Annotated in this window: 13 protein-coding genes; 6 read left to right on the forward strand and 7 right to left on the reverse strand. The window is 59.1% G+C overall.

The features are described 5' to 3' along the window. Positions 1 to 145: 145 nt before the first annotated feature. The 6 genes from pepT to HOP44_RS18970 all read left to right on the forward strand — a co-directional run bounded on the left by pepT (position 146) and on the right by HOP44_RS18970 (position 5,806). Positions 146 to 1,381: a peptidase T gene (pepT, locus tag HOP44_RS18945; protein WP_172256270.1), complete on the forward strand. Its 1,236-nt coding sequence runs from the start codon at positions 146 to 148 to the stop codon at positions 1,379 to 1,381. A gap of 18 nt (positions 1,382 to 1,399) precedes the next feature. Continuing rightward, positions 1,400 to 2,005: a pentapeptide repeat-containing protein gene (locus HOP44_RS18950; protein ID WP_172256272.1), complete on the forward strand. Its 606-nt coding sequence runs from the start codon at positions 1,400 to 1,402 to the stop codon at positions 2,003 to 2,005. Positions 2,006 to 2,130: 125 nt separating this feature from the next. Next, the gene (locus HOP44_RS18955; protein WP_172256274.1) at positions 2,131 to 3,078 is read left to right on the forward strand and encodes an aldo/keto reductase; all 948 of its coding nucleotides are present in this window, start codon (positions 2,131 to 2,133) and stop codon (positions 3,076 to 3,078) included. 332 nt (positions 3,079 to 3,410) lie between these two features. Next, positions 3,411 to 4,031, forward strand: coding sequence for an acetate uptake transporter (locus HOP44_RS18960; RefSeq protein ID WP_172256276.1), 621 nt, complete (start codon positions 3,411 to 3,413; stop codon positions 4,029 to 4,031). A gap of 218 nt (positions 4,032 to 4,249) precedes the next feature. Beyond that, entirely contained in the window at positions 4,250 to 4,972 is a 723-nt protein-coding gene (locus HOP44_RS18965; protein WP_172256278.1) for a DsbA family oxidoreductase, read from the forward strand. A 252-nt stretch (positions 4,973 to 5,224) separates the two neighbouring features. Beyond that, entirely contained in the window at positions 5,225 to 5,806 is a 582-nt protein-coding gene (locus HOP44_RS18970; protein ID WP_172256280.1) for a TetR/AcrR family transcriptional regulator, read from the forward strand. A 68-nt stretch (positions 5,807 to 5,874) separates the two neighbouring features. Here HOP44_RS18970 and HOP44_RS18975 read toward each other — a convergent pair whose 3' ends face one another. The 7 genes from HOP44_RS18975 to HOP44_RS19005 form a co-directional block, all read right to left on the reverse strand. Continuing rightward, complete coding sequence (locus HOP44_RS18975) at positions 5,875 to 6,825, reverse strand: helix-turn-helix transcriptional regulator (RefSeq protein WP_172256282.1); 951 nt, start codon at positions 6,823 to 6,825, stop codon at positions 5,875 to 5,877. 69 nt (positions 6,826 to 6,894) lie between these two features. After that, positions 6,895 to 7,830 (reverse strand): M23 family metallopeptidase, encoded by a 936-nt coding sequence (locus HOP44_RS18980; protein WP_172256323.1) that lies wholly within the window; start codon positions 7,828 to 7,830, stop codon positions 6,895 to 6,897. A gap of 88 nt (positions 7,831 to 7,918) precedes the next feature. Further along, on the reverse strand, positions 7,919 to 9,106 hold the full coding sequence (locus HOP44_RS18985; protein ID WP_172256284.1) for a sensor histidine kinase: 1,188 nt from the start codon (positions 9,104 to 9,106) through the stop codon (positions 7,919 to 7,921). After that, entirely contained in the window at positions 9,072 to 9,830 is a 759-nt protein-coding gene (locus tag HOP44_RS18990) for a response regulator transcription factor (RefSeq protein WP_172256286.1), read from the reverse strand. Before HOP44_RS18990 ends, HOP44_RS18985 begins: the two co-directional genes overlap by 35 nt. Before the next feature lie 180 nt (positions 9,831 to 10,010). Then, positions 10,011 to 10,433, reverse strand: a complete 423-nt coding sequence (locus HOP44_RS23070) for an ATP-binding protein (RefSeq protein ID WP_172256288.1) — start codon at positions 10,431 to 10,433, stop codon at positions 10,011 to 10,013. Between the two features lie 30 nt (positions 10,434 to 10,463). Then, positions 10,464 to 11,480: a response regulator gene (locus tag HOP44_RS19000; RefSeq protein WP_172256290.1), complete on the reverse strand. Its 1,017-nt coding sequence runs from the start codon at positions 11,478 to 11,480 to the stop codon at positions 10,464 to 10,466. A gap of 85 nt (positions 11,481 to 11,565) precedes the next feature. Further along, positions 11,566 to 12,126: S-layer homology domain-containing protein (locus tag HOP44_RS19005; protein WP_172256292.1), on the reverse strand; the 561-nt coding region annotated here is incomplete at its 5' end.

Raw genomic sequence — 12,126 nt, forward strand, 5'->3', positions numbered from 1 at the left:
ACCCTTTTTCATGCTAAACTAACGATAGGAGTGGACCGGCCGCATGATCCTGCATGCGACGGTCCGCCAAATCGAAATGCCGGTCCGACCGCGACGCCGTACCGAAGCGCGCCGGAGACGGCCTACGGAAAGAAGGCAGATATCCATGAAAAAAGAGCTGATCGAACGTCTCGACCGCTACGCCCGTTTCGATACGCAGTCCAATGAAGACAGCGAGACCTGCCCGTCCACCCCGGGCCAGATGAAACTGGCCGAACAGCTTGTACGCGAACTGACGGAGATGGGCCTCACCGAAATCACGCTCGACGAAAACGGCTATGTGATGGCTTCGCTCGAAGCGAATACGGATAAAACGGACGTCCCGGTGATCGGCTTCCTGGCCCATCTCGACACGGCGACCGAACTGAGCGGGGCCAACGTCAATCCGCAGATCGTGGACAGCTACGACGGCGGCGATATCGTGCTGAACCAAGAACTCGGCATCGTGCTCTCCCCGCGCGAGTTCCCCGAACTGTCGCATTACGTCGGCCATACGCTCATGACGACCGACGGCACGACGCTGCTCGGCGCCGACGACAAAGCCGGCATGGCCGAGATCATGACCGCGCTGAATCATCTGATCGCGCATCCGGAACTCAAGCACGGCAAGATCCGCGTGGCGTTCACGCCGGACGAAGAGATCGGGCGCGGCCCGCAGCGTTTCGACGTGGAAGCGTTCGGCGCGAAATACGCTTATACGATGGACGGCGGTCCGCTCGGCGAACTGGAGTACGAAAGCTTCAACGCGGCGGCCGCCAAAGTCACGGTCAAAGGCGTGAGCGTGCATCCGGGCACGGCCAAAGGCAAAATGATCAACGCCGCCAAGATCGCCATGGAGTTCCACCGCCGCCTGCCGGAGCAGGAATCGCCGGAATTCACGGAAGGCTACGAAGGCTTTTTCCATCTGCTCGACATCAACGGCGGCACGGATCAGACGACGCTGTCGTACATCATTCGCGACTTTGACCGGGAGAGCTTCGAATCGCGCAAAAAACTGATGGAAACGATCGCCGGCGAGTTCCGTCAGACGTACGGCGACGAGAATGTCCTGCTGGAGCTGCGCGATCAATACTATAATATGCGCGAGAAGATCGAACCGGTGATCGAGATCGTGGACCTGGTCAGCGACGCGATGAAGAAGCTGAATATCGAGCCGGATATCCGTCCGATCCGCGGCGGTACCGACGGCTCCCAGCTGTCGTACATGGGCCTGCCGACGCCGAATATCTTCACCGGCGGCGAGAACTATCACGGCCGATACGAATACGTCTCCGCCGACAACATGGTCAAAGCGACCGAAGTCATTCTGGAAGTCGTCCAGGCGTTCGAGCGCCGGGCTTAAACGGGAGGCGGAATCCGCATGTTCGAGTATGAAAATCGCGAATACGAAGACGTCGACTTCGGTTCGCAGGAAATGCAGGACGGCGAACTGCTGAACTGTACGTTCATCCGCTGCCGCTTCGCCTACGGCTCGATGGAAGAAATCATGACCAAAAACTGCCGGTTCACCGAATGCGACTTCAGGGGCGCGGCGATGAACGGGTCGATCCATACGGGGTCGGCGTTCGAGAACTGCAAGTTTATCGAAGCCAATCTGTTCTCGGCCAAGTTCGAAGACTGCAAGATGACCGGCTCCGACTTCGCGGGCGCGAAGCTGGACGGATTCACGGTCGTACGCGGCGATTGGTCGTACACCAATCTGCGGCAGAGCCGGCTGGACCGGCAGGATCTGCGCGGAGCGCGTTTTTTCGAAGCCGATCTGTCGCAGACCAGTCTGCAAAAAGCCGATCTGCGCGGAGCCGACCTGACCCGCTGCGTGCTGGCCGGAGCGAAGCTGCAGGGCGCCGATCTGCGCGAAGCGATTCTCGACGGCGTCGATTTCAAATCGCTGGACGTCAAAAACGTGCGTATGGACCGGGAGCAGGCCGTCCTGTTCATGCGCGCTTACGGGGCAAAGGTCGATTGAGCGGCGCACTGTTTTTGAGTAAATGGATTTTTGGGTAAATAAGCAGGATACCGGGGAGATGCGGTTGCGACAGCGCGGCGTCTCTCCTTTTTCTATTCCCATTTCCGGAAAGCGAGGTTTTTGCAATGACGAAAGCGGTAAACCACAACGTGACTCTGGGCAAAAGCGGACTTACGGTCAATCCGATCGGACTCGGTACCAACGCGGTCGGCGGCCATAATCTGTTCCCGAACCTGGATGAAGAAGCCGGCAAAGCCTCCGTACGGGCGGCGCTAGGCAGCGGCATCAACTTCCTCGATACGGCGTTTATCTACGGGCCCGGACGCTCCGAAGAATTGATCGGCGAAGTGCTGAAGTCCTACGGCCGACGGGACCAGATCGTGATCGCAACCAAGGGCGCACATCGGTTCGTCGGCGAAAAAACCGTGTTCGACAATTCCCCGGCCTTCCTGCGGGAATCGGTCGAAGGCAGCCTGAAGCGGCTCGGCACCGATTATATCGATCTGTACTATATCCATTTCCCGGATGAGCATACGCCCAAAGACGAAGCGGTCGGCGAGCTCGCCAAACTGAAGCAGGAAGGCAAGATCCGCGCGATCGGCGTGTCCAACTTCTCGATGGAGCAGCTGCGCGAAGCCAACAAAGACGGCCATGTCGACGTATTCCAGGGTGAATACAACCTGTTCAGACGCGGCGCCGAAGCGCAGCTGCTCCCTTACGCCAAGGAAAACGGGATCTCGTTCGTACCTTATTTCCCTCTCGCTTCCGGTCTGCTGACCGGCAAGTACGGCGCGGACGACAAGCTGGACGAGAGCAAGCTGAGAAATCCGCTGTTCCAGGGCGAAAATTTCAAGCGCAATGTGGAAAAAGTGAACGGACTGCGCGAGATCGCGGTCGCCCAGGAAGCCAGTATCGCCAATGTCGTACTCGCCTGGTATCTGACGCGGGATGCCATCGACGCGGTAATTCCGGGTGCCAAGAACGACAAGCAGGTTGCCGCGAATCTCCAGACGCTCGACGTCGAACTGACGCCGCAGCAGATCGAGCAGATCGATTTCCTGTTCCGGGACTAAGACGGCGCGATCCGGAGCATTTGTACGTCAAACTTCGGATGACCGGCATACCGCTTGTGTCCGCCAATAAACCGAAACCCCGATCCGCCATTTGGCGCAGAGCGGGGTTTCTTGGCGGTTCGGCATAAGTAAACAGTGACGTAAGCGTACCCAACCGATTTTCGGACCGCGGATCGTTCAATTTTCGGGAAAATTTCTTGAAAAGCCGTTTTTTCGTATTCATTTCGCTTTTCTTTTCGGGTACAATAGGTCAGTTGAGTTCCACACAGAACGGAACGATTCGGGAATTTCCATCTTCCTATCTTACATTGTCGAAGGAGTAATCAAACGTCATGAATCACCCGTCCCCTACCTCCGTCAAGATCGTAAACGCCGATCCCGGCGCGATCGGCTTGTTCGGTCTGGCCATCGTCACACTCGTCGCTTCGTCGCAGAAGCTCGGACTGACGGAAGGCCTTGGCTATGCCGCTTCCTGGGCTATTTTCCTGGGCGCTTGCGCCCAGCTGTTCGCCGCGATCCAGGATGCGAAGCACAATAATACGTTCGGCATGACCGCTTTTGCGGCCTACGCATTCTTCTGGTTCGCCATGGCGGCCAACTGGATGGTCAAGCTGGGCACGTTCGGACCCGAACTCGCGGGCGCCGTCGACGGCAAACAGCTCGGTTTCGCATTCGGCGGTTATCTGATCTTCACCCTGTTCATGACGATCGGGGCCATGGAGACGAACAAAGTATTGTTCTTCATCTTCTGTCTGATCGACGTGCTGTTCCTCGGTCTGACTTTCGACGCGTTCGGCGCGCCGGAATTCTTCCACGAACTGGCGGCATACGCGGAAATGGCGATCGGCCTGCTCTCGCTGTACGGCTGCGGCGCCAATGTCCTGAATGTACATTTCGGACGCGAGTTCCTGCCGATCGGCAGACCTTTCGGTATCTTTAAACCTCGTCCTTGATTTGCGCATACCAACCGTTCGACCGTCCCGCTTCGCGTATCCATGCGAAGCGGGATTTTTTCGTCTTCTTTGATTCTTTCATGAAAAGACTTGATTTACTTACTAAATGTAACTATAATGATGTTAAGTAAGCAAAATAGAGTCGGCAGTGCGGTGCGCAGGCGATCCCCAGGAGCGTCGGCGCAGGCTGCACATCGCCGCAAAAGGAGTCTTTACCCATGAAAATCGAAGTCTGGTCGGACTATGTCTGCCCATTTTGTTATATCGGCAAACGCCGCCTCGAACACGCCCTGGAGCGTTTCCCGCACAACGGTCAAGTTGAAGTCGTCTACAAGAGTTTCGAACTTGATCCGAATGCCCATGTGCATACGAACGGCGATATTCACGATCTCCTCGCCGGCAAATACGGCATGAGCCGCGAACAGGCCATGGCTTCGAACCGCAGCGTCGGCGAAGCGGCCAACAGCGTGGGTCTGAACTACGATTTCGACCGGATGCGCTATACGAATACGTTCGATGCACACCGGGTCGCGCATTTTGCGGCGGAGAAAGGTCTGTCCCAGGCCGTGACCGAACGTCTGATGCAGGCTTACTTCACCGAAGGCGCCTTCTTGGGCGACCACGAAGAGATCGCGAAACTCGCGGCGGAAGCCGGACTGGACCAAGACGAAGTGCTCGGCGTGTTGAAGTCGGACGCATACGGCGACCGGGTCCGCGCGGACGAAGATCAGGCGATGCAGCTCGGCGTACGCGGCGTGCCGTTCTTCGTACTCGACGGTAAGTTTGCCGTATCGGGCGCACAGCCGGACGAAGTCTTCGACCAGGCGCTGACCCGCGCATGGGGCGATCGTTCGCCGCTGACCGTACTGGGCGCCGAGTCCGGCGATGCCGACGGATGCTCGGACGGCTCCTGCGCAGTGCCGCCTAGCAAAACGGAGTAAGGCTAGCCGGCGGCAGCCGTACAGAGGCCCGACCGACCGCGAAGATCGGCCGCCGCTTAAAGCGGGAAGAAAAAAGCTTGCCGGGATCGTTCCCGGCAAGCTTTTTCGATCTCCGGTCTTGAAGAAGCGCCGCTCTCCTGCCGGGATTCGTTCATTCATGAGTTCCTTCATGAATGGGCAGAAACCCGATTGCGGCGGCTTCTTCGACCTGCTACGCTGAACACAGCGAACACCGGACAAGAAGGAGGCCGTATGAAAAAGAATCCGAGAAAAAAACAGATTGTCGACGCCGCAGCCCGGACGATCGCGGAGAAAGGCTACGACAGCGCTTCGATCAAGGAAATTGCGGCGGAAGCGGGACTTGCCGCACACGGCCTCATCCACTATTACTTCAAAACCAAAGAAGACATCCTGCACGAAGTGCTCCGGCGGAGCCGCGAGCGCTGCGAAACGGAATTCGGCGAACCGCTTCCGGACGATTCGGCGAAGCCGCTGTTCGAAACGGAACCCGCACGGACGCGCACAGCGGCACACGGACACGAAGCCGATTGGTACAAACTGCGCTACGAATTGTTCGCCCAGGGCCTGCGCAGCCCTCAGCTGGCCGGCGAAGTCGGCGAACTGCTTGAGATCGGACGCTCGGGGATCGCGGGCGTACTGGACGCGTCGCTGCGCGGCATCGAAGACGGAGAACGCGATTCGCTGTCCGCGATTCTGCTGTCCTGTTTCGACGGTCTGGCGCTGCAGAAGCTGCTGAATCCCGAACTTGATCTGGAGAAAGCGTACGGCCTGCTCGAAACGATGATTTTGAACCGATTTTCGTCGGCCGATTAGTCCACCGATTGGAGCCATTCGGACAGGCGCGCTTCCTGCAGCCGATGATGACTGCGGACACCTGCCTGTCAGTAGCTTTTTAACATGTTCCGAAGTTCTTCGCGAACGAGACCGCGCAGCTCTTCGGGTTCAAGCACTTCGGCGGAAGCGCCCAGTCCCAGCAGCATCGGCAGCAGGTCTTCGTACCGTCTCATCCGAAAATGCAGCAGCACCCCCGATTCGCCCTGTTCCGTCTTTTCCAGATAGTACGAACGCTGCTCCTTGACCCGTTCGGCCGCAGCCGCGTCGGCGCGGACAACCGCCCTCAGCGTCCGATCGTCCTGCACCCGGTAATCCGACAGACGAAACCCGTCCGGCAGGCTGAACGGTTCGTCCGTCCGGATCAATTCGCTGATATGGGACAAACGGAAATGACGGATCGCCTGCCGCAGGTCGCAGCGGGCGACCAGGATCCAGCTTCCCCGCAGCAGTACGACTCCGTAAGGTGCGGCTCTGCGGCGTTCTTTTGGCGAAGGTTCCAGCGCTTCTTCTCCGACTCTGACATATCCGAATTCCACCTTGCGCCGCTCCAGTATGGCTTCCTGCAGCTTCTCCATCCGGTTCAGCACCTCTTCGTCCTGCGGCTGACGCTTCTCGTCCACAAGCTTCGCCGTCTCCCGCAGCCGCCCGACATCTTCCCGTACGTCCGCGGGGAGAACCAGTTCAATCTTCTCCCGGAACGTATGCGCGCCTCTTCGTACCCGGCTCGCGAAATGGCGTTCCGTGAACTCCGCTCCCATCAATGCCGCAAGCGCTTCGTCCGTCGTCAGCATCACGGGCGGAAGAAAATAACCTTCCAGCAGCGAGTACCCCGTCCCCGGTGTTCCCAGAAGCGGCACCCCCGATTCGCTGAGCGCCTGCATATCGCGGTAAATGGTTCGTACACTTGTCTCGAACGTCTGTGCCAGATCTTCTCCGCGAATCGTGCCTCCGCGCTGCAGACGAAGCAGAATCGCCAGCATACGGTCCGTTTTGTTCATATCGACACCTCCTTCAGGCTGCCCGTTTTGTTTTCGCTTCCGTTCGCCGCCGTTTCGCTGTTCACAGCCCTAAGGATCAAGCCGGTCGCCGACCGGAATATCCCGTCCTTCCCGCACCTCCACGCCTCCATCAGGCATAAAGGCTCCGTGTTCGCCCCGGAAATAAAGCGGAAGTCCTTCCGTCAAAAACAGGTTTGTCTCCACCGGATTCTGCCGCTGATGATGCAGGTGGAGATGTGGTTCGCTGGAACTCCCCGAATTGCCGACCCTTGCCAGAAGATCGCCTGTCTCCACATGTTCACCGGCCTGTACTTCGACGGAACCCTGCATCAAATGGGCCAATACCAGGTAGGTCCCCGTGGCATCCAGGCGAATATACACATGATTGCCCGCCAGTGTCTCCGAATCGCTGACGCCCGGCGCATGATCGGCTTCGTCACCTCGCGCCTCCACGACCGTTCCGGCCGCGGGGGCCAACACCCGACGGCCGTAAATGCCGTAATCTTCAAGCCGCGAACTTCCGATACCCGCCGGGTCGGCCAGCAGATCGTAAGCCCAGCGTTCGTTCGGCGCCGCGGCATGATAATTGGTTCGCAGACGGTCGCCGCCCCAACCGACAAGCACCGGCTCCGCAAAAGGAGAAGCAATCGTCAATGAAGGTTCTGTCCGAGCAGCGTCTGCCGGGTAGGCCGTCTGCCCGATCCCGGCAAACCACAAGGCGGGCCAGGCGCCCAGCACAAATGCAGCCGCCAGCAAAATCCGGAAAGCCGGACGGAAGAAGGTGGATCTTCTCTCCCTCCCGCGCAGCTTGCGAATCGCGAAGCGGAATCCCCACACCGCGACCAAGATCAGCATCAGCAGTACGGCGATAAGACTGTAAGCCTGGATCAGCCACCAGGCCAGTACGCTTGGGACGCCTCTCCATGCCCATACGGCCGTCCACAGGCAAATCGGCAGCAGGCACAGCAGTAGGCCGCCGACAAAGGCGGCCCGGCCGTCTTTCATTCTGTTCTTCTTGTTCATCTTACACCCTCCCGTTTAGGTTCTGCACACAGTCTAAGCGGGAAAACTTACGGCTTGGGAGACGAAAAACTTACGGCTTTCTTACAGATTCCGCCCTTAACCCGGATTGGGGTACATGCACCGTGAAGCAGGTCTCGAATCTGTCGCTTCGGACTTCCACTTCCGCGCCGTGCAGACGGGCGATTTCGCGGACGGCCGCGAGGCCGAGTCCACGTCCTTTTCGTGAGGCGCTGCGAGATTTATCGCCTCTGTACATCCGCTCAAACAGATGCGGAAGATCTTCCTCCGCGATGGGCTCACCTTTATTGGCGATTTCGATCGCGATCCGCCCCGCCTCCAGCCAGATTCGGACAATCAGCCACCCGCCCGAGCCGCCGTAGCGTATTCCGTTGTCGATCAGGTTGCCCAGCAGCCTGGCCAGCAGAGCCGGGTCGCCGTAAACTTCGGCCTTTTCCGTTCCAGGCCGGAACTCCTTCTCCAGCTTCATCCCCGCCCGTTCCAACCCGGGAACAAAGTCGGCCAGAACCTGCCCAAGAAGGGTCTCCAGCGCAAAAAAAACAAAGCCCGCCTGTACGTCTCCGGCTCCGATCAGCGTGTAATCCAGCAGTTGATCGGCGTATCCTTCCAGCTCGCCGGTCTTCCGGCGGGCCGCCCCGATGCAGCGAAGCGCTTCGGCCAGGGCATCGGCTTCTTCGGCGGCCGCAGCGCCGCGGCTTGAAAAGGGACTTCCCTCCAACTTCAAGGAGAGGCTCGAACCGCACCGCTTCAGTCGGAGTTCGGCCATCTCCAGATAGCCCGACAGCGAAGTCAGAGGCGTACGCATATCGTGTGACAGCGAGGCGATCAGCCTGTTCTTGTCTTCTTCGGCGCTTCGTTCACGCTGGTCGGCCCGCTCCAGCGCTTCGGCCATCCCGTCGATTCGCCGGGACAGTCTGCCCAACTCGTCACCGCTCGTTTCCCCAATCCGGCAGGTCAGATCGCCCTGACCGATCCGCTCCGCAGCCGATCCGATGCTCTCGATCCGCCTGATCAGCCCCCTTGTCAGGAGGGACGCAAAGCTCAAGGCGAGCAGAACGAATCCCGCAAAATAAATCCAGGCATACGACTGTTCCCACTGCGCAGCCTGTGCGGTCGAAATCCCTGCCAGCGAAGGGAGCAGCGATTGTACAGCGACAATCGACAAACCGGCCAGAATCATTCCGACAGCGGCAGCCGCGTAAAATTTAGCCCGGATGCCCGGTACGCGTTTCTTTTTCAATTCGGTAGCCCACTCCCCATACGTTTTGGATCATGCGCGTTTGACGGTCATCGTCTCCGATCTTCTCGCGCAGCCTTGCAATATGTACCATGACCGCCGATGCGTCGTTCTTGAGCGGTTCTTCCCCTCGGACTCTTCCGTAGATCTGCTCGGGCGTAAAGATTTGTCCGCGGCTTCCGGCAAGCAGCAGCAAGATATCGTATTCGGTCCGCGTCAGACGAATCTCGGTTCCTTCCGCAGCCACGCGCCGGGCGGAAGGTTCGATCGTCAGCCGGCCGACCCGGATCGTATTCTCGGTTTGTTCCGTCCTCGCTGCCCCTTCTCCACCTTTGCTTCGACTTTCTCCGCCAAGCTCCCTGTATCGGCGCAGCAAAGCGCCCACGCGTGCCGACAGTTCCGACAAACTGAACGGCTTGACCAAATAATCGTCCGCCCCCATGCGCAGACCGATCACTTTGTCCGCATCCGCCGCCCGCGCACTCAGCAGCAGAATCGGCACGTTGGATACCGCACGCAGCGCCCGGCAGACTTCGAGTCCGTCTTTTTCCGGCATCATGATATCCAGCAGCGCCAGCGAAATACGGCTTCGCTTCCAGATCTCCAGCGCTTCCCGTCCGTTTGCGGCCGTATGTACGGTATAGCCTTCAAGTTCCAGATAAGTCCGAACCACATCCAAAATGTCCGGGTCGTCATCTACGACCAGCAGCTCGCATTCTTGGTTCATGCTCTCCTCCTTGGCGGGATGCCCGCTTTATAGATACGCGGCGATCAGACCGGCTCCGCCCGGCAGGGGCGGATTCGCCCGAAGACGCCCACCCCGCAAAAAGAAAGCCGTCCGCCTGCTCCAGATAGAAACGGTTCATCTCCGCCACCATCGGATCGTCTTCCGCAACAAGTACCCGAATCATTCCGGTTCCTCCTTTTGTCCGGGATACGGAATCCGAATATGGAATTCGGTTCCGCGCCCGATTTCGCTTCGATACGAGACAGAACCTCCGAGCCGCTCCGCACTGCGCCGAACCAGATACAATCCGACGCCCCGGTCTTCGCTTTTGGTGGAATTGCCTTGTTCATATAGACGTCTGCCGGCTTTCCCGAAGAAGCCCATTCCGTTATCTTCGACTTCGATATCTAAAAAACCGTTCGCGCACGAAACGAAATCGCCGCTTCCTTGTAAATCTTCATAACTAAGCCGATTATACCGGATGCTCCGACAGGCCGCGAGGAAGAAGAACACAGCCGCCGGACTGCGGCGGCGCCTTGCGCTCGATCTCGCGCAAACCCAAACAGCCTTCCGGAATAAGCCGGAAGGCTGCACAGCGATCATTATGAAGGTACGCAGGGCCTCCGCTTCGGCTTATCCCAAAGTCAGCCCGCGATCCAAAGGTTCGGAGTCGAATGCCCGGAAGACGGGCGACAGCCTGCTTACCCGCTGGCTAACCGCTTCCGCTTCGGCCTTCTTCCCCGATGTCCGATAAAATTCTTCCAGCAGCCGGGCATGTCCCAGCCAGAGTCGGCGAAGACGATCCCGTTCGCTCTCCGCCCAAGCATAATCGTGTCCGCTCAAATACTCGCCCGTATAACGCGACAGCGCCGCTTCATATCTAACGGCCGTACCTGGACCGATCGGCGGCAGCGACGCAGCTTCTTCTTCCCACTGCCGGACGTCCAGCTGCACCTGCCCGAGTTCGAGACGGTAGCCGGATACCGGCCCGCCTTTGACAATGGAGATATTCAATCCCGCTTCTTTCAATACCGCCCGGACGGTGTACACCGTATTGTACAGCTGCGCCGCCGCCCGCTCCGAATCGAAGCCGTTCCACAGCAGCCCGAACAGCTCATCCCGTCCGACAATACGTCCGCGGTTATGCAGCAGATAGGCGAACAGTTCCTGCGCTTTGCTCGTTCTCCATTTCAGATAGGCTGCCCCCGTACCCGGGTAGTGTACCCTCAGCGGACCCAGACAGAGCAGCACGGGGCTGCTATTCGGATTCGCTTCCCGGCAGGTCTCGTGTTCCAGACGGTGCCGGGCTCGATCCAGCGTTTGGCCGAGCCTCTGGCGGTTGATCGGTTTCCTCATATAATCCAGCGGATAAAATTCGTACGCGTCCAGCGCATGACGCACGGAACCGCTCGTAAATACGATATCGACCGCCTCGTCCAACGCCCGAATCCGGGCCGCGAGCTCAAGCCCGTCGATTTCCGGCATTTCGATATCGAGAAAAACGATATCCGGCGCCGTTTCTCCGATCTCTTCCAGCGCCCGGTTCGCATCGCTGAACATGCCCGCGACCCGAACCCCGTTCTGCTGCTCCAGCATATTTTTCAGGTGCAGAAGCGCCAATTTTTCATCATCTACCAGCAGCGCTCTCATCTGCCCACTTCCTTTCGTCCGAATCGATCTTTTTTTAAAAGTCCCCGCCCGGATTGCTCCGGGCGGGGACTTCGTTGGACTTGGCTTAGTCAGCGGATACCCATTCTTCTCCGCCTTCGCTGCGGCTCACATACCCGTGGTCGAGCGCCGCTTCCATCAGGTCCGCGTAGGCCCAGTGGCCCGCTGACACATCCGGCCATTTCGCGCCCTGCGCTTCATGCAGCGGTCCGCGGGCGAACAGCCGGTTCAAGATGGTGACCGCTTCCGCCCGGGTCAGTTCCTGCTGCGGACGGAACGTCCCGTCCGGATAGCCGGTCATGATTCCCTGGCTCTGCACGGCGGCAATCTGGCCGCCGGACCAGCCGTTGGCCCGGACATCCGGGAACATACCGGCCGAATCTCCTTCGGACAGACCCAGATAATTGAAGGCGATCGACGCCATTTCTTCCCGGGTGATCGCGCCGCCCGGCTTGAAGCTGCCGCCGACGTAGCCTTTCATCCAGCCCGCTTCGGTCACCTGACCGATTTCGGTGCGGGCCCAGTAGCCGCTCCGCAGATCGGAGAAGACTGCCGCCGCGTTCGCCGCCGCAGGCGACTGCAGCTGGCCCAGACGGGTCAGCATCGCCGCCATCTCGGCGCGAATCAC

The sequence above is a fragment of the Saccharibacillus deserti genome (genome assembly GCF_013618475.1).
GTDB lineage: Bacteria > Bacillota > Bacilli > Paenibacillales > Paenibacillaceae > Saccharibacillus > Saccharibacillus deserti.